Annotated in this window: 17 protein-coding genes; 8 read left to right on the forward strand and 9 right to left on the reverse strand. The window is 55.8% G+C overall.

The features are described 5' to 3' along the window. Nucleotides 1-4 precede the first annotated feature (4 nt). Nucleotides 5-2668 carry a pyruvate, phosphate dikinase gene (gene ppdK, locus J9777_RS04560; RefSeq protein ID WP_209348603.1) on the forward strand — a complete coding sequence of 888 codons (2664 nt, stop codon included), beginning with the start codon at nucleotides 5-7 and terminating at the stop codon, nucleotides 2666-2668. Nucleotide 2669: 1 nt separating this feature from the next. Here ppdK and J9777_RS04565 read toward each other — a convergent pair whose 3' ends face one another. Next, nucleotides 2670-3422, reverse strand: coding sequence for a methyltransferase (locus tag J9777_RS04565; protein WP_209347576.1), 753 nt, complete (start codon nucleotides 3420-3422; stop codon nucleotides 2670-2672). A gap of 53 nt (nucleotides 3423-3475) precedes the next feature. Here J9777_RS04565 and J9777_RS04570 point away from each other — a divergent pair, with 53 nt between their 5' ends. From J9777_RS04570 to J9777_RS04585, 4 genes are all read left to right on the forward strand, one after another. Further along, a complete protein-coding gene (locus J9777_RS04570; protein ID WP_209347577.1) occupies nucleotides 3476-4288 on the forward strand; it encodes a ComF family protein in 813 nt (270 codons plus the stop codon). 306 nt (nucleotides 4289-4594) lie between these two features. Next, nucleotides 4595-4978 carry a phosphoribosyl-AMP cyclohydrolase gene (gene hisI, locus J9777_RS04575; protein ID WP_209347578.1) on the forward strand — a complete coding sequence of 128 codons (384 nt, stop codon included), beginning with the start codon at nucleotides 4595-4597 and terminating at the stop codon, nucleotides 4976-4978. 32 nt (nucleotides 4979-5010) lie between these two features. Continuing rightward, complete coding sequence (locus tag J9777_RS04580) at nucleotides 5011-5478, forward strand: MerR family DNA-binding transcriptional regulator (protein WP_209347579.1); 468 nt, start codon at nucleotides 5011-5013, stop codon at nucleotides 5476-5478. A 36-nt stretch (nucleotides 5479-5514) separates the two neighbouring features. After that, the gene (locus J9777_RS04585; protein ID WP_209347580.1) at nucleotides 5515-7320 is read left to right on the forward strand and encodes an acyl-CoA dehydrogenase C-terminal domain-containing protein; all 1806 of its coding nucleotides are present in this window, start codon (nucleotides 5515-5517) and stop codon (nucleotides 7318-7320) included. 105 nt (nucleotides 7321-7425) lie between these two features. Here the strand turns inward: J9777_RS04585 and J9777_RS04590 are convergent, their stop codons facing one another. From J9777_RS04590 to tyrS, 5 genes are all read right to left on the reverse strand, one after another. Continuing rightward, nucleotides 7426-8109: a hypothetical protein gene (locus J9777_RS04590; RefSeq protein ID WP_209347581.1), complete on the reverse strand. Its 684-nt coding sequence runs from the start codon at nucleotides 8107-8109 to the stop codon at nucleotides 7426-7428. A gap of 69 nt (nucleotides 8110-8178) precedes the next feature. Next, nucleotides 8179-9099 carry a cysteine synthase A gene (gene cysK, locus J9777_RS04595; RefSeq protein ID WP_209347582.1) on the reverse strand — a complete coding sequence of 307 codons (921 nt, stop codon included), beginning with the start codon at nucleotides 9097-9099 and terminating at the stop codon, nucleotides 8179-8181. Then, nucleotides 9096-10403, reverse strand: a complete 1308-nt coding sequence (locus J9777_RS04600) for an MFS transporter (RefSeq protein ID WP_209347583.1) — start codon at nucleotides 10401-10403, stop codon at nucleotides 9096-9098. Before J9777_RS04600 ends, cysK begins: the two co-directional genes overlap by 4 nt. An 80-nt stretch (nucleotides 10404-10483) precedes the next feature. Further along, nucleotides 10484-10822 carry a PilZ domain-containing protein gene (locus tag J9777_RS04605; protein WP_209347584.1) on the reverse strand — a complete coding sequence of 113 codons (339 nt, stop codon included), beginning with the start codon at nucleotides 10820-10822 and terminating at the stop codon, nucleotides 10484-10486. A gap of 112 nt (nucleotides 10823-10934) precedes the next feature. Further along, the gene (tyrS, locus tag J9777_RS04610) at nucleotides 10935-12164 is read right to left on the reverse strand and encodes a tyrosine--tRNA ligase (protein WP_209347585.1); all 1230 of its coding nucleotides are present in this window, start codon (nucleotides 12162-12164) and stop codon (nucleotides 10935-10937) included. A gap of 78 nt (nucleotides 12165-12242) precedes the next feature. Between tyrS and J9777_RS04615 the strand changes: the two genes are divergently transcribed. Next, the gene (locus J9777_RS04615) at nucleotides 12243-12755 is read left to right on the forward strand and encodes a hypothetical protein (protein ID WP_209347586.1); all 513 of its coding nucleotides are present in this window, start codon (nucleotides 12243-12245) and stop codon (nucleotides 12753-12755) included. 9 nt (nucleotides 12756-12764) lie between these two features. Here J9777_RS04615 and J9777_RS04620 read toward each other — a convergent pair whose 3' ends face one another. Continuing rightward, on the reverse strand, nucleotides 12765-13313 hold the full coding sequence (locus tag J9777_RS04620) for a TspO/MBR family protein (protein WP_348631936.1): 549 nt from the start codon (nucleotides 13311-13313) through the stop codon (nucleotides 12765-12767). A 29-nt stretch (nucleotides 13314-13342) separates the two neighbouring features. Between J9777_RS04620 and J9777_RS04625 the strand changes: the two genes are divergently transcribed. Further along, complete coding sequence (locus tag J9777_RS04625; protein ID WP_209347587.1) at nucleotides 13343-14545, forward strand: DUF1343 domain-containing protein; 1203 nt, start codon at nucleotides 13343-13345, stop codon at nucleotides 14543-14545. Nucleotides 14546-14804: 259 nt separating this feature from the next. Here J9777_RS04625 and J9777_RS04630 read toward each other — a convergent pair whose 3' ends face one another. Both J9777_RS04630 and J9777_RS04635 read right to left on the reverse strand, forming a co-directional pair. Further along, nucleotides 14805-15434 carry a hypothetical protein gene (locus J9777_RS04630; RefSeq protein ID WP_209347588.1) on the reverse strand — a complete coding sequence of 210 codons (630 nt, stop codon included), beginning with the start codon at nucleotides 15432-15434 and terminating at the stop codon, nucleotides 14805-14807. A gap of 92 nt (nucleotides 15435-15526) precedes the next feature. Beyond that, nucleotides 15527-16711 carry a VWA domain-containing protein gene (locus tag J9777_RS04635; RefSeq protein WP_209347589.1) on the reverse strand — a complete coding sequence of 395 codons (1185 nt, stop codon included), beginning with the start codon at nucleotides 16709-16711 and terminating at the stop codon, nucleotides 15527-15529. Nucleotides 16712-16847: 136 nt separating this feature from the next. Between J9777_RS04635 and J9777_RS04640 the strand changes: the two genes are divergently transcribed. Continuing rightward, nucleotides 16848-18254, forward strand: coding sequence for a methyl-accepting chemotaxis protein (locus J9777_RS04640; protein WP_209347590.1), 1407 nt, complete (start codon nucleotides 16848-16850; stop codon nucleotides 18252-18254). The last annotated feature ends 32 nt before the right edge of the window (nucleotides 18255-18286 follow it).

The following is an 18286-nucleotide window of genomic DNA, read 5'->3' on the forward strand; positions in this document are numbered from 1 at the left end:
AGATATGGTCCAGACAGTCTATAATTTCGGCGGCGGTGCGATCAACGATGATCCGCGCGCCAAGGATAAGACCATAACCGGAGGGAAGGGATCAAACCTGACCGAAATGGCCGAGATCGGTCTACCGGTTCCTCCCGGCTTCACGATCACCACCGAAGAGTGCGTAAAATACCTCGCAGGCGGATCAGACTTCTCGGCGGAACTGCGTAGTGACGTCGCGGCGGCGCTTCAGTACATCGAAACTGCGGTCGGTAAGTCATTGGGCAACAATGATGATCCGCTGTTAGTGTCCGTCCGTTCGGGGGCGCGGGTGTCGATGCCCGGTATGATGGATACGGTCCTCAATCTGGGACTAAATGACGCCACGGTGCAAGGCCTTGCCAAAGTGTCCGGCGACGAGCGTTTCGCATGGGATAGCTACCGCCGGTTCATCCAAATGTATTCTGACGTCGTTCTCGAAGTCGATCATGGACTGTTCGAGGAAGCCCTCGAAATCGCCAAGGAAGACAAGGGTTTCTACAACGATACCGAGATGGAAGCTGAAGACTGGCAGGCGTTGGTTTCGGAATATAAGGGCATCGTACAGGACGAGCTCGGTCAGCCGTTCCCGCAAGACGTCAATGAGCAGCTGTGGGGCGCAATCTCTGCAGTGTTCGACAGCTGGGATAGCGACCGGGCGAAAGTCTATCGCCGGTTGAATGATATTCCGGCGGATTGGGGCACTGCAGTCAATGTGCAGGCGATGGTATTCGGCAATATGGGCGACACCAGCGCGACCGGCGTGGCGTTCACCCGCGACCCCGCGACGGGCGAGAAAGCCTATTACGGCGAGTGGCTGGTCAATGCCCAGGGTGAGGACGTCGTCGCAGGCATTCGCACACCGCAATATCTGACCAAAGCCGCGCGCGAAAAAGCCAACGCCAAGCCGCTGAGCATGGAAGAGGCAATGCCCGCTGCCTATGGCGAGTTGGCTGCTGTGTTCGAGCTGCTCGAGAAGCATTACCGCGACATGCAGGACATCGAATTTACCGTGCAGGACGGCAAATTGTGGATGTTGCAGACGCGCTCCGGCAAACGCACCGCCAAAGCTGCGCTGAAAATGGCGGTCGATATGGCTGGTGAGGGTTTGATCGACGAGAAGGAAGCTATTCTGCGCGTCGACCCGATGGCGCTCGACCAGTTGCTCCACCCGACGCTCGATCCCAAGGCGCATCGCGATATTCTGACGACCGGTTTGCCTGCGTCGCCAGGCGCGGCGTCTGGCACGATTGTGCTGGACGCAGACAAAGCCGAACAATTGTCCAACGCAGGCGAGAAGGTCATTCTTTGCCGCGTTGAAACCAGCCCTGAAGACATTCACGGCATGCACGCCGCGCAGGGTATTCTGACTGCGCGCGGCGGCATGACGAGCCATGCTGCGGTGGTTGCTCGTGGAATGGGGCGGCCCTGTGTTTCAGGTGCCTCGGCTGTCTCCATCGATATGACGTCAAGAAGTCTTCGTATCGGAAATCGCGAGTTAAATGAAGGTGATACGCTCACGCTAGACGGCGCAACCGGTCAAGTCATGGCTGGCCAAGTCCGCACGATCGAGCCCGAAATGGCGGGTGATTTCGGCGTGCTGATGGAGTGGGCCGACAAATACCGCCGGATGCGTGTCCGTACAAATGCCGAGACACCAAATGATTGCCGGATGGCGCGTCAGTTTGGGGCCGAGGGTATCGGCCTGTGCCGCACAGAGCACATGTTCTTCGACGCGAGCCGGATCAGTGCCGTGCGCGAGATGATCCTTGCCGAAAGCGAGCAGGGGCGCCGCGATGCGCTGGCTAAGCTACTGCCAGAGCAACGCAGCGATTTCCGCGAGATATTCGAAGTTATGGTCGGACTGCCATGCACAATTCGCCTGTTAGATCCGCCACTGCACGAATTCCTGCCGCATGGTGATGCTGAATTTGCCGAATTGGCGAAGGTCACCGGCCATGACGTCGATCATTTGAAGCGTCGCGCAGGGGAATTGCACGAGTTCAACCCGATGTTGGGTCACCGTGGTTGTCGCCTTGGCATAACCTACCCAGAAATTTACGAGATGCAGGCGCGCGCAATCTTCGAAGCGGCGTGTGACGTCGCGAAGGCATCGGGTGAAGCACCTGTGCCCGAAGTGATGGTTCCTTTGGTCGCTACCAAGCGAGAACTCGAGATATTACGCGCACTTATCAACCGAACCGCAAAAGATGTCTTTGCCGAAAAAGGCACCGAAATCAACTATCTTGTCGGCACCATGATAGAATTGCCGCGCGCTGCATTGATGGCAGACAAGATTGCGGAGGAAGCACGCTTCTTCTCGTTCGGCACCAATGATCTTACGCAGACCACACTGGGTGTGTCTCGCGATGATTCCGCTCGCTTCCTTGCGCCGTATACCGACCAAGGGATTTTTGAGCGTGATCCGTTTGTGAGCCTCGATATCGAAGGCGTCGGACAATTGGTTGAATTGGCTGCGGAACGCGGCCGTGCAACGCGCCCGGATATCAAGCTAGGCATATGCGGCGAACATGGCGGCGATCCGGCGAGTATCGAGTTCTGCGATAAGGTTGGCTTGGACTATGTCAGCGCTTCGCCATATCGCGTGCCGATTGCGCGATTGGCAGCGGCGCAATCCTCGTTAAAGTAATCTATTTCCAGGCGGTTAGATTCAGCATCTCGAATGTTTCGGTGACCTTGCCTTCGTCATCGCGCAGGCTTTCAAAGGCGTCTTTGGCCCGTTGAAACGCCTGTTTGGTGAAGGGCGGAGAGCCGCGCTGGAGTGAGCAGGTCAGGCCATGGTCGCGTAGATCACTGACTAACTGTTCCAGCGAGCGATAGCGCACCGAAAGCGTATGGCTGTCAACCACTTGCCGCTTGAACCCGGCGCGTTGCAACAGCGCGGAGGCGGCGGAGGTGTCGATCATTGGATGAATACGCGGGGAAGGGCGGTCGCCATCCGCGGCTAGGGTAATGGTCCGAAGCGCGGAAAGGCTACCTGCACCCGGAAAGGCTGCAATGAATATGCCGTCCTTAGCCAAAGCGTTACGGGCGTGGATCAAGGCCCCGGGAAGATCGTTGACCATGCCAAGGCCCATGAGATGTGCGATCAGATCATAATCGGAGACCGGCGCAGGTAGTTCCTCATTGAAATCGCCGAGCTGTCCTACAGCAATCTTACTGCCTAAACCGCCCAAGAATGTCGGGACCGCGCTCGACCAATCGCCAACCACAAGGGCTTTCTTCGGCTGAAGTTGCATGAAACCAATCCGCTCGATCACGTCATCGGTTAAGTCATCGAGGAGAAAAGACGCCGCAGCGCCGGACTTATATCGGCTAAATGCCCGCCGCCACTTGGCCGCGCTTCGCTGGCGCGAGAAGATAGTGGGGGGCGCTTTATCCATGCACGCTCCGTGCCGCGCTTGCGGAAAAATCGCAAGCGGCTCAGTATGCGAACATGTCCGTAAAACAGCGCCTTGCTGAGATTGTCCAACCTGCGGTTGATCTCGTCTATCCGCCAAGGTGTCCGTTATGCGGCGATGCGATTGCGGAGCAGAAAGGGCTGTGCGCGTCATGTTGGTCCGAGCTGGTGATTCCAGGCGAGCCGAGTTGCGCGACTTGCCAAAGACCTTTGGGTGATAGCATGCTCGGCGGCGAGGTTCAGTGCGCCCCGTGCCTCGCCAATCCCCCTAGACATGACGGGATTGCTGCCGGCACACTCTATAACGACGCATCGCGAAAGTTGATTCTGGCGTTCAAGCACGGCCGCCGCATCGCGTTGGCAGACATGCTAGCAAAATTGATTGAGGCGCGATTGCCAAAACTTGACGGGGATTGGCTGATTGTGCCGGTGCCACTGCATCGGACCCGGCTATGGTCGCGCGGCTTCAATCAAGCAGGATTGCTGGCGCAGAACTTGTCAAAATCTACAGGGCATGGACTGGTAGTCGATGGTTTGATCCGCACGAAGCGCACGGAATCTCTCGGTGGGTTGGGGCAAAAGGCGCGAGAGCGAGCACTTGCCGGCTCGATCACTATCAATCCGGCGTGCAAGGAGCGGCTCAAAGACGCTCAAGTCCTGTTGGTCGATGATGTGCTGACGAGCGGCGCGACCAGCGATATGTGCGTGAGGAAATTGAAACGAGCCAAAGTAAGCAGAGCGGTTGTCGCCTGTTTCGCGCGCGTTTTAGATGAGGCGTTGGAGCATGGACGACATCCAGAAAGCGAAACGCCCGAGGTTCGAAAACCTCGGGCGCCACGTGACGAATAAATTTGGATCCACCTTGCGGCGTAGACAACCTCCCCCTTGATGGTTGCCGGGATCCGATCCCTCATCGTTCATTAGGAGCGCCTGGCAAAAAGCTGGCAGCGTCCTTACCCCCTGAACCTGGCACTCTAACGGTACCGATGTTCCGGTGAGCGGCTCTTGCGAACCACCAAGGCCTAATTCCATTCATGCGCTCTTCAGGAAAGCGTGAACTCCATATTGAATAGATTTTGATCACAATCTGTGGTTATCGTGCAACAAATATTGCGCGGCAGTGTCGCCGACAAACTAGAAAGCCCAACTGACGTCATGACAACCGATCCATCCCAATCAAAAATGCTCGAAACAGGCCACGAGTTTCTGCCAAAATTTGATGATAAGGGGCTGCTCAGCGCAGTGGTCATCGACGATACGACTTCGAATGTGCTGATGGTGGCGTTCATGGATGCTGAGGCTTTGACGGCAACGCGGAGCAGTGGCTTGGCGCACTTCCACTCGCGGTCGCGTGGTAAGCTCTGGCAGAAAGGTGAGACCTCGGGGAATGTGCTGCGCGTTCAGTCGATCTTGGTCGATTGCGATCAGGACGCGATAGTGTTGCGGTGCAAGGCCGCAGGGCCAACCTGTCATACCGGTGCGACCAGCTGTTTCTACCGCGTGCTTGAGAATGATCGTCTCGAGTCAGTTGTTGATTGACGTTTACGTAAAGGGCAGTTATAGAAACTGCCATGTCATCTGCAGCAAACGCAACCCAAAAAACTGCCAGCCGCGAAGCGCATGCTGGCGCACACCTTGACAGGCCGGATAAGCTTGAACGCGAACAGTTCAGTATTTCCGATCTGACCACCGAATTCGATTGCACTGCGCGCGCCCTTCGTTTTTACGAAGATGAGGGCCTCGTCGCACCGCGGCGTATTGGTCTGACTCGGGTATATTCGAAGCGTGATCGTGCGCGGCTCGCATGGATCATGCGAGCGAAGAATGTCGGTTTTAGCCTGACAGAGATCCGCGAGATGATCGACCTCTACGATCTCGACGATGGCCGCGTTGAACAACGCCGTGTAACGGTTGAGAAATGCCGGACTCACGTCGCTAAACTGAAGCGCCAGCGAGCCGATATCGATTCATCGATCAAGGAATTGACCGCCTTCATCGAACAAATTGAAGATATGGACCTGCCCGGTCCAAACTCCTGATACCTCGAAAAGCCAGATACCCTAAAAGGAAATTCCATGCCGACCTACACCGCCCCCACGCGCGATGCGCGCTTCCTTGTCAATGAAGTCCTCGATCTGACCAGTTACAACAACCTGCCGGGTTTCGAGAGCGCGACGCCCGATATGATCGACACGGTGATCAATGAGGCGGGTAAGTTCTGCTCGGAAGTTCTCGCGCCGCTCAATCGGATTGGTGACGAAGAAGGTTGTACCCGCAATGATGATGGTTCGGTAACGACGCCAACAGGCTTCAAGGAAGCATTCGAGCAATACCGCGAATCGGGTTGGGGCACGATTTCGCAACCGGAAGAATTTGGCGGGCAGGGCATGCCGCACGTTCTCGGTATGCTGATCGAGGAATTCGTCGGCACTGCGAACCAGGCATTTGCGATGTATCCCGGGCTTACCGGCGGTGCGATTGCGGCAATTCTTGCGAAGGGTTCGGACGAGCTGAAAGAGAAATACGTCCACAAAATGATTGCCAATGAGTGGACCGGCACGATGAATCTGACCGAGCCGCATTGCGGCACCGATTTGGGTATGATCCGCACTAAGGCAGAGCCGCAAGCCGATGCTTCCTATGCGATCACCGGCACCAAGATTTTCATCTCGGCCGGCGAGCATGATCTTGCTGAGAATATCATTCACTTGGTTCTGGCAAAGACACCGGGTGCGCCGGATAGCTCAAAAGGCATCTCGCTATTCGTCGTGCCTAAGTTCCTAGTGAACGAAGACGGTTCGCTCGGTGAGCGCAACACGCTTGAATGCGGCTCTATCGAAGAGAAGATGGGCATCCACGGCAACTCGACCTGCGTCATGAATTATGACGGTGCCAAAGGCTGGATGGTCGGCGAGGAAAACAAGGGCCTTGCCGCTATGTTCATTATGATGAACGCGGCGCGTCTCGGCGTTGGTATCCAAGGCTATGCGCAAGCAGAAGTCGCCTATCAAAACGCGGTCGCCTATGCTCTCGACCGCCGTCAGGGCCGTGCTCTGACCGGCCCGGCTGAACCAGAAGCACAGGCCGATCCGATCTTTGTCCACGCCGATGTGCGCCGGATGTTGATGGATGCGAAAGCCTATACTGAAGGCATGCGCGCGCTGGCGCTGTGGGGCGCTTTGCAAGTCGATCTCACGCACAAGGGCGCGACAGATGAAGACAAAGCCAAGGCTGACCAAATCATCAGCCTGCTGACACCCGTCATCAAAGGTTACGGCACGGACAAAGGCTTCGACGTTGCAATTAACATGCAGCAAGTCTTCGGTGGCCACGGCTACATCGAAGAATGGGGCATGAGCCAGTACGTCCGCGATAGCCGGATTGCGATGATCTACGAAGGCACCAACGGTGTTCAAGCAATGGATCTTTGCGGGCGGAAGCTCGCACAAAATGGCGGTGCAGCGATCCAGGCATTCTTCGCGGTTGTCGATGAGGAAATTGCGGAAGCTAAGAACAACGAAGCGCTGGCACCATTTGCAGAGAAGCTGGAAAAAGCTCTCGGTGAGCAGAAAGCTGCGACTATGTGGTTCATGCAAAACGCGATGGCAAACCCCGATCATCTGGGAGCTGGTGCGCATCACTACATGCACATCATGGGCATCGTTTCGCTCGGCCTGATGTGGCTGCGCATGGCAACTGTCGCCCATGCCAAATTGGCTGAAGGTACTGAGGACAACGCTTTCTACGAAGCGAAGCTGGCGACTGCCGCTTACTACGGTGATCGCTTCCTGCCTGATGCCGGCGCTCTCCGCCGCAAGCTTGAGGCCGGCGCGGACAGCATGATGGCATTGGATGCAGACGCGTTCCAGACTGCTGCCTAACACTGGGTTGCAGCTTTGTGCTCCAGAAGAAACCCTAGGTAATACAGAAACGGGGAGCGCCCCTTATTGGCCGCTTCCCGCCCCCTTTTCAGGTTCGGACTTCGATCAGGAATCAGGTTTTGCCATTGCCGGCTGCAGTGGCTGTGCCAGCTTTATCTCGGAAATGGCCTTCATGTAATCTTTGCGCTCGCCGGGAGCCATCAACAGCTGGAATTGCGAGAAACGCCCGTGGAGTAGCTTGCACTTCACCGGATCGACTTGCGGACCGATGGGCCCGACCAAGACCAAAGTGGGTTTGGTAATCTCGAAGGTAACAACGCGGTCGACATCTTCCTTCCACGTGAACAGCACGGCCAGATCTTCGCGAACCTCTTCAACGCTGTCGATCTTGTCGAACGTGCCGAATCCGCCGGGATGGTCATCGGCTTGTCCCGGCGAGAACGCCATTTGAAAGCGGCGGCCAGGCTGCAAGCGGGCAACGCTCGGCAACATGTAGCTCGGCCATGGCGGAGTGTTCTTGACCAGATCGACATAGGCGGTCTTGGCCTCGCTCTCAGTCGCATAGCGCCAGCCATACGCATCCATCCATTCCTTGCCAGGGATGGATTCAAGCGACTCAGCACCGCAACGCGCCTTCTGGGCCGCGATCCATTCGTCATGGCGCTTTTTGGCGAGCTTTTCCTCTTCGGTAGGCTCTGTCGCGCTGGCTGACTGCGCGCTTGCGGGCATGCAAAGGGTGACCGCCAATGCAGTCGCCAACGGGCCCGAAAGCAATTTCAAAAACCTCATGCTCAATCTCCTTCCTGAACGCATCTAGTTTGCCCAGAATGAGGGAGATTGAATTGTATAATTCGGCGTTTAGGCTTCCGGTAGGAACTCCGGCACCGAGAGATAGCGCTCGCCAGTGTCGTAGTTAAAGCCGAGAACTGTCGTACCGGCTTCGAGGTCGGGCAGCTTGTTGGCAATCGCGGCGAGCGTCGCGCCGCTGGAAATGCCGACCAAAAGACCTTCGGTCACGGCACATTTGCGCGCCATTTCCTTGGCTTGTTCTGCATCCACCGGGATTGCGCCATCAATGGCTTGAGTGTGGAGGTTCCCCGGAATGAAACCCGCGCCGATACCTTGGATCGGGTGAGGGCCGGGCTGACCGCCGGAGATGACCGGCGAGAGCTCGGGCTCCACTGCATAAGCTTTCATATCGGCCCAGTGGCGCTTCAGTTCCTCGGCGCAGCCGGTGAGGTGACCGCCTGTGCCAACACCAGTGATCATCACATCGACAGGCTTGTCGGCAAAGTCTTTGAGAATTTCCTGAGAGGTGGTCCGCACATGCACCGACACGTTTGCAGGGTTGTCGAACTGAGCGGGCATCCACGCGCCGTCGGTCTGCGCAACCAGCTCGGTCGCGCGTTCAATTGCACCTTTCATGCCTTTGGCTTTGTCCGTCAGATCGAATGTCGCGCCGTAAGCCAGCATCAAGCGGCGACGTTCAAGTGACATGGATTCGGGCATGACTAGAACCAGCTTATAGCCCTTGACCGCAGCAACCATCGCAAGACCGATGCCGGTGTTGCCGCTGGTCGGCTCGATGATTGTACCACCTTCTTTCAGGTCGCCAGCCTCCTCGGCAGCCTCAACCATCGCAAGTGCAATCCGGTCCTTGATCGAACCACCGGGATTCGATCGCTCCGATTTGATCCAGACATCGTGATCGGGGAACAGCCGCGCAAGGCGGATATGCGGTGTGTTGCCAATGGTGGCGAGGACGGAATCGGCTTTCATGTGGTGTCTCCCGATGGTTTCGATGACGATATTTTGGTTTCTGTATCTGTATCTAGTAACTCTTCGGGCGGATCAAAGGTCCGCGTAGTGCGCAAAACCGGAAATAGGCGGCTCCAGATCGCTACGGTAATAATTGCACCGGCACCGCCCGATACCACTGCCAGCACAGGCCCGATCAGATAAGCGAGCGTGCCGGAGAAGAAATCACCGAACTCATTCGATGCCGAGATTGTCAGCAGTGAGACGGATGAGACGCGTCCGCGCTTGTCGTCGGGCGTATGCAATTGGATCAGTGATTGCCGGATGTAGACAGAGAACATATCCGCCGCACCGACAATGAACAGCATCGCTAGCGAGAGCGGCATCCATGTCGAGAAACCAAACGCAATGGTAGCAAAACCGAATATCGCGACCGCGATTAGCATCTTCGGCCCAACATTGGTTTTGAGCGGGCGGAAGGAGAAGAACGCCGCTGTTATCGCTGCGCCGACGGCAGGAGCCATGGCTAGCTGTGCCAAGCCTTCCTCACCGACCATCAGAATATCGCGGGCGTAAACCGGGAACAGTGCGGTCGCTCCGGCTAGGAAAACTGCGAACAGATCCAGCGTGATTGCGCCAAGGACCATCTTGTTGCGCACAACATAGCGTAGGCCGTCGACAATCTGACCGATCGGGCGCTGCGCACCGGCGATGGGGGTGCGAGGGACATTGCCGATGAAACTCAATGCAATGATCGAAACGCCAAATAATCCGCTCGCGACAATGTAGGGCAAGGCGGGCAGAATGGCGTAGAAATACCCGCCAATAGCGGGGCCAACGATCATTCCAACCTGCCATGCGATTGATGACAGCGCGATGGCGTTGGGCAAGATTGCTTTGGGTACCAGGTTGGGGGCGAGGGCGGAAAGAGCCGGTCCAGCGAAGGCTCTCGCTACGCCCAGCACAACTGCTACACAGAACAGGCTGAAAATGCTGATCTGCCCGAACCAAGTGAGATAGGCGAGTGTGCCTGCGCAGACGAGCTGGAGCAGTACCATCACCCGCGCAACATTGCGGCGGTTTAGTCTGTCTGCGGCGAGCCCGACAAAGGGCGTAAGCAAGAACAGCGGTATGAACTGGAGAAGCCCGATCAGCGCGAGCTGCCCAGCGGCTTCGGGAACAGCCATCCCATCATCGCGGGCGATATTGTAGGTCTGCCACCCGATGATGAGTAACATCGCATATTGCGCCAATGTCATTGACAGACGCGACACCCAATAGGCGCGGAAATTCGCTATTTTGAACGGAGAGGTTTGCTCAGACACAGCGGTGCATTGGCACCGCTAGCGGTCAATGTGAAGTCTGCTCGTTTTGGTAGCTGGCAACTAAACCTTGGAAGGCGGCCTTAGCGGTCGCGGCGGAGGCGTGGGTTTGGCTGCAATGCGTCGATCATATCGACAAAATCATCAACACGGATGATTCTTTCGAACTGGAATCCGCTGCGTTCCTCTTTGGTCCAAATGACATAGGCTTCGATGCGGCCAACCACTGGCAAACGAATGATCACGCGGTCACCCCGATTAAGGTCAGTGCCATCATCAATCATGAAGCCATGTGCCGAAAGGTTGCAGATATGCAGCTTGATATCACCGCGATCGTGGTGTTCTGCGATCACTGGATGGTCGACGGGATGACGCGTTGCGCGCCGTAAATCGGTTACTGATAATTGTGCTCCGACACCCATGATAGTGCGACCTCCAAAGTTCGAGTACGAACAACCCTAATGGAGTGGAAAGCCTGATATTTTGTAAAAATTTCTGTCCCAATACGGGACAAAATGTTGTTTTTATTGAAGTTTAGCGCGTCACGATGGCGTGCTTCTTTTTGCCCAGACTCAGTTTTAAGTCTTTGCCTTCAGCAACTTCCACCAGAAAACCGGGTTCTCCGATTGGTTGATCGTCTAACTTAACGGCGCCCTCAACAATTTTGCGCTTCGCCTCGCCATTCGATGCAGTGAAGCCGAGTTCGGTCAACACAGCACCAATACGCATGCCTTCCGCACCCACTGAGAGAGTCGGAAGATCATCGCCTGCACCGCCGCCAGCAAAGGTCTGCTGCGCGGTCGCTGCGGCAGAGACTGCTGCAGCTTCGCCGCGAACCATCTTGGTCACTTCGTTGGCGAGGACGATTTTGGCATCATTGATCTCGCTACCCTCAAGCGCTTCGAGTCGAACGATTTCGTCAAGCGGTACATCGGTGAAGATGCGCAGGAACTTGCCGACATCACGATCGTCAGTGTTCCGCCAGTATTGCCAGAAGTCGTAGGCGGGCAATTGATCTTCATTGAGCCAGATCGCTCCGTCGACCGACTTGCCCATTTTTGCACCATCTGCGCGCGTTATGAGCGGCGCAGTAAAGCCATAGACTTCCTTGCCATCAATCCGGCGGGTCAGTTCGATACCGTTGACAATATTGCCCCATTGATCGCTGCCGCCAAGTTGCAAGCGGCAGCCATGCTCCCGGTTTAAGACCAGATAATCATAGGCCTGCATGATCATGTAGTTGAATTCGATAAAGGTCAGCGGCTGCTCGCGGTCGAGCCGGGTCTTCACCGAATCGAATGTCAGCATCCGGTTGATAGTGAAGTGCTGGCCAACATCGCGCAGCAGTTCGACATAACCAAGCTTGCTCAGCCAATCGTCATTATTGATTAGTAGCGCGCCGCTCTCTCTATCATCAAATCGGAGTATCCGTTCAAAGCTGCCCTTGATGCCCTCAATATTGCTCGCGAGCTTTTCCTCCGTCAGCATCTGGCGTGTTTCGTCTTTACCCGACGGATCGCCGACCTTCGCCGTACCACCACCCATAATCACAATTGGACGATGCCCGGCCTGTTGCAGACGCTTGAGTAGCATGATCGAGGCAAGGTTGCCGATATGCAATGAAGGCGCGGTGGGGTCGAAACCGACATAGCCCGTCACGACTTCTTTCATTGCCAGCGCATCGAGCGCCCCGGCATCGGTGATCTGGTGCATATGGCCACGCTCTTCGAGCAGGCGGAGAAGGTCGGATTGAAATTCGCTCATAGTGGAGTGCCCCTAGCAACGAAAAATGTGGTTCGTAAGTGGGTTGCGACACCTTTTATGGTCGGCAATAGAACGGCGATGCATTCGCTCATTCTCCATCCCGATTGCGCAGAGGGGCCGATTAAGGCCGTCAGCGCGGATATTGAAGCTACGGATGGGGGATGCCGTGCGCGTTTCCGCGTTCAAGGTGATATCGATAAAATCAAAGTTCCGATTCATGCACATAGCGAGCGGACGGACTTCCTGTGGAAGACAACCTGCTTCGAGATATTCTGGCAACCGCATGACGGGACCTATTATCGCGAATTCAATCTGTCTCCGTCCAGCCGTTGGGCCTGCTACGACTTCGATGACTTTCGCAAGAACAGCACCGATGCACCGGTTCACGCCATTTCGATTGCCTGCTCTTACAACGATGGAGAGTTGGTGTTGGAAGCGAGCATCGCGACAGACCTACCACTGCCCGCAGATGTCGCATTGAATGCGATTGTCGAGGATTACGACGGCAATATCCAGTTCTGGGCCTTGGCCTTCGCTGAAGGCAAGCCCGAGTTCCATAGCACCGTCTGCCGCGCAATCACCTTGGACTGAGCTATCTCGTCAGGCAGGGCGACCGCACGGGCCGTTCAACTTAACAATCTGCCAATTCAATATGCTCGCGAAGCTGACCCACACCAAGTACGGCACGATCATCCAACTCGCGGCGACCGAATATTGGCGCAGCAATATGCACAGCGACAGCACCGACAACCACAGAAACACGACTTCAAATAGCGCCCAGTCGGGACGTTTGAATTTGAAAAACAGCGGCGACCAGGCAAGATGGCAGATGAAGTTTACTGCATAGAGGCTACCTATTAGCAGCCGATCTTGCTGAGTTCCTGCAGCGGTCCACGACAAGTAGAATGCCCAAGCCGCAAGTCCGAGGATAATCGTCCAAGCCGGTCCAAATAGCCAGTCAGGCGGTTGCCAACTGGGTTTGTCCAAATCGCGGTACCAAGGACCAATCTCCGTCAGTAGACCGCCAGCTCCGCCGAGGATCACGGCCCAAGCGATTGCGATTATCAAGGGGTATGTTTCCATCGCTGCACTATAGGGACACGTGGCAATGCGGCCAGCACAATCGTGAAGGCACAAAATCCGTTGCATTTGAAGCGTCCTTGCCGCACCGATTGGCAATGAAATTCGGCCTCGAAAAGCTCCTCTCGGACCAGCAACTCCTGAAACGGTTGGACGGTCGTCGCGTATCGCTCGTCGCGCACCCCGCAAGTGTGACGCAGGACATGACCCATTCACTCGATGCGTTGATCGCAGCGGGTGTGAACGTCACCTCTGCCTTCGGTCCGCAGCATGGGCTGAAGGGCGATAAACAGGACAACATGGTCGAGACCGAGGATGAGATGGATCCGGTCCACAATATCCCGGTGTTCAGCCTGTATGGTGAGGTCCGCCGACCAACCGGCCAAATGATGTCGACGGCAGATGTATTCCTGTTTGATCTGCAGGACCTTGGTTGCCGGATATACACTTTCGTCACAACGCTGCTTTATCTGCTCGAAGAGGCCGCAAAGCACGGCAAAGAAGTGTGGGTCCTCGATCGCCCCAATCCAGCAGGGCGCCCGGTCGAGGGCACGCTGCTGATTCCCGGCAATGAGAGCTTTGTCGGCGCCGCACCGATGCCCATGCGGCACGGGCTGACAATGGGCGAGATGGGCCATTGGTTTATCGAGCACGTCAATCTCGATGTGGAATACCGCGTTGTAGAGATGGAAGGTTGGGACCCTGACGGCCCGGGCCATGGCTGGCCGCTGGACAGGGTATGGATCAATCCGAGCCCGAACGCCGCGAGCGTCAACATGGCGCGCGCCTATGCCGGCACGGTGATGATCGAAGGCGCAACCTTGAGTGAGGGCAGGGGGACCACGCGGCCGCTAGAAGTTTTGTTCGGCGCGCCCGATATTGATGCGGCTGCGGTCCACGTTGAAATGCGCCGTTTCGCTCCGCAGTGGATCGAAGGTTGCGTCCTGCGCGAATGCTGGTTCGAACCGACCTTCCATAAGCATGTAGGCAAGCTCTGCAGCGCGCTGATGGTCCATGCTGAGGGTCCGGATTACGATCACGCGAAGTTCAAACCATGGCGGCTGCAAGCGCTGGCGTTCAAAGCGATCCGCAATCTGTATCCCGACTACGAGCTGTGGCGCGGCAAGGACTTCCAGTACGAGTACACAAATGATGTACTAGCGATTGATGTGATCAATGGCGGCCCCGGACTGCGCGAGTGGGTGGATGATACAAGTAGTAGGCCCGATGACCTCGATATAGGCGGTTTGGCTGATGAAACGAAATGGCGCGACGCAACCCGCGATCAGCTGTTGTATTGATCACTTTACCGAAATATCGGGTGAAATGCCGGAAACAGCCGGACAAAGGTTACACCGTGTAACTTTTGTGCGGAAAGATAAAATCCCATGATACTGATAGTTTAAGTGATTTTCTAGGTGTCGGACGGACGGAAACTCGCTCCTTCTTCTAGGCTCGACGATTTCAAAGAACGCCGCAAACGCTAGCAAATTGCAGACCTGTAGGAAAATGGCTGAAAAGGGGGAAAGGCGTAAAGATCGGAAGCAACAATCAGTTGGCTCAAATACCTTCTTTTGCTTTCCTGAGTAAGTAGGGCAGCACAGACTCAGTTTTGAGTGAATCGAAACTCAATTTGTAACGAACGCTGTCATTGCCCCAAATGCAATGTGCTTCGCCGGGCCGGTTCATGCTGCAAAAAATGCCCAGCTCGCGATTTACATACCGTGCGCGAAGCAGTGGCATGTTCAGTAGCGTATCGTATCCGAACTTTTTGCCAGAAGCGTACATGCTGTAGCCGGTCACAGCAGGAAATGACTCAGCCTCTTTCTGATACTTCTTTTTCGCCGTTTTTTCCGCTGCTGGCGCGTATCCAAGTTGCTGAGCGTGATGTTCTAAAGAGCCGTCCAGTGAGATGTAGCCGAGAGCACCTGTTGTTTTGCCAGACGCTCCGTCCGTGATGACCACTGCGAAACGCGCATGCGCTCCACGAGATGAAATTGGAGCCCAATCATCCGGTGTGAGCGCCGCTATCTCCTTGGTGCGATCCACAAGGCCAATTTCCCGCGTTTCAGCAGGAGCGGGAGAATGATTGGCGCGGTTGGAGAAGGCGTCCGAATCCTCTCGTTGACTTTCTGGCGAACAGCCGGTGACCAGAGTGCACAGAGCCAACAAACAGTGATTTGGTTTCAATCAACCTCTCCCAACCGAGGGTCCAAAAGTCGAAGCCTATGGTCCAATATTGTCAAGGATCGCAATCGGGAAGTTGTCCCAACTCTATCCAATCAAGCCCCCTGTTTGCGGCTCAACTCCCGCATCGCGTCATCCAACCCGTCTAGCGTCAGCGGATACATCCGGTCATTGACCAATTGCTTCAGCATCTTGGTGCTCTGCGAGTAGTTCCACTGCTTCTCTGGCACCGGGTTTAGCCATACGGTCGCGGGATAGGTGTTTGCCACGCGCTGCATCCACACTGCGCCGGCTTCTTCATTCATATGCTCAACGCTGCCGCCTTGGTGGGTAATTTCGTACGGGCTCATTGCCGCGTCGCCCACGAAGATCACTTTGTAATCATGGCCGTATTTGTGGAGGATGTCCCAGGTATTGGTCCGTTCCTGCCAGCGGCGGCGATTGTCCTTCCACACACCTTCGTAAAGGCAGTTGTGAAAGTAGAAAAACTCCAGATTTTTGAACTCGCTATTTGCAGCACTGAATAATTCTTCGCAGAGCTTAATGAACGGATCCATCGACCCGCCAACATCGAGAAACAGCAGCAGCTTGACCGCATTGTGCCGCTCTGGGCGCATATGGATATCGAGCCAACCTTGCTTGGCGGTTCCGTCAATCGTTGCATCCAGATCAAGCTCGTCGGCCGATCCTTCGCGTGCGAAACGGCGCAGGCGACGTAGCGCCATTTTTATGTTGCGGGTGCCGAGTTCTTTGGTGTTGTCGAGATTGGCGAATTCGCGCTTCTCCCACACCTTGATCGCTTTCTTGTGCTTACCTTCGCCGCCGATGCGGACGCCTTCAGGGTTGAAGCCCGAATTGCCGAACGGACTGGTGCCGCCAGTCCCGATCCACTTATTACCGCCTTCGTGCTTCTTTTCCTGCTCGGCGAGCCGTTCCTTCAGCGTCTCCATGATCTTGTCCCAGTCGCCAAGCTTCTCGATCTCAGCCATTTCCTCAGGCGAGAGGAATTTCTCGGCAACGGCCTTGAGCCAATCCTCGGGAATATCGACCGCATCCTGCCCGTAATCGGACAAAATGCCCTTGAAGACCTTGTTGAACACTTGATCGAACCGGTCGAGCAGGCCTTCGTCTTTCACAAAGGTCGCTCGGCTGAGATAGTAGAACGCCTCGGGCGATTGCTCGATAACATCACGATCCAGTGCTTCGAGCAGCGTCAAATGCTCCTTGAAGGATGCTTGGATACCGGCCGCGCGGAGCTCATCTATGAAGTCGAAAAACATGCACGGTCCCTAACGCGCCATTTCGGGCAACGCTAGATGCGATTGTGCGACCATCTTCCGCACCAATCGTTAAAACAAAAGTAACCATATGACCCCTATGGCGGCAGCAACAGATTTTTAGGGGGCTCTGCAGCCAATGAAACATGCCGTATTTGATGACGCTAACCAGCAGCAATCGATCGATCTGATCCCGAAGAGCTGCGGTGAGGTAACCGTTGGCTGTTCTGATGTTGCCGGCATCGTTCAATCCGTCATTGAATCGTCGGAGAAGCTGCGCGCAGAACATGGTGCGTTGCAAGGCACAGTTTCGGAGCTCGAAGCCGATCAACAGAAAGTATCCGAAGCGAGCGATGAAGCGCGCTTGCTATCGGAGCGCGCGATTGAGCGCTTGGGGCAGGGCACATCGCTGATTCAATCCTCACTCGGTCAAATCTCGGGCCTGCTGGAACTGGTCGAGACGCTTACTCAGCATGTGACCGGTTTTGCGGCAGCTATGGAGCAAGTGCGCCGCTGTTCTCAGGATATCGACCAGATTGCAGAGACCACCAACATCTTGGCGCTCAATGCCACCATTGAAGCGATGCGTGCAGGTGATGCGGGCCGGACATTCGCGGTCGTGGCAAACGAGGTTAAGAGCCTTGCAGGCGATACGCGCCGTGCGACCGAAGAAATTAGCCGTACCATCGATACTCTCGGCGGTGAGGCAGAGAGCGTTATCGAGCAGATCGAAAGCGGTGCTGAAGCCAGCAAGAATGCCAAAGCATCGGTGGCCCAGATAGAAGACACGATTGGCGGCGTTGCTGAACTGGTTGAAGAGGTGGATCGCCAGAACGACCAAATCGCACGGGCGACGGGCACAATCAGCGATCATGTCCACCGTGTGCAAGACGTTCTCGCGTCATTCGATAGCGCGGCCATTGCCAATGAAAACAAGCTTGAGAACGCCCATCACCGGATGCAAGATCTTGAGTTAACCGCGAGCGAAATGTTCGACGGTATCGTCAAGGCTGGCCTCTCGCCCAAAGACAGCGTGGTTGTTGAGCGGGCGCAGGCGCTGGCCAAAGAAGTCGCAGAGCGCGCCGAGAAGGCGATTGCTGCGGGTGATCTCGGCCTAGATCATCTATTCGACCAGGATTATCAGCAGATCGCGGGCAGTAATCCGCCGCGGTTCAGGACTAGCCTAACCGAATGGGCGGATGCCAATTGGCGGCCTGTCATTGATCGGGTTGTGGCTGAGGGTGCTCCGTTCATCATGTGCTCGCAGGCAGATATGAAGGGCTTCCTACCTACACATACGACAGATGCATCGCGTGAACCAACGGGCGATCTGGCGCATGACACCAAGCATTGCCGCAACGGCCGGATTTTGCTCGAAGCAGTTGATCAAAAAGCCAAGCGTAGCAACGCGCCATATATGATGGCCGTCTACCGCCAGGAAGGCGATGGCAAGAGCTACAACGTCGTGCGCAATGTGTACGTCCCGCTCTACGTGAACGGCCGCCGCTGGGGTGATTTCGAAGTCGCATATAAGTTCGACGACTAAGCGATTTTGACTGCAGCCGGAGGGGACAAGCT

Source organism: Pontixanthobacter sp. CEM42, from assembly GCF_017812015.1.
In the GTDB taxonomy this organism is placed as follows: domain Bacteria; phylum Pseudomonadota; class Alphaproteobacteria; order Sphingomonadales; family Sphingomonadaceae; genus Pontixanthobacter.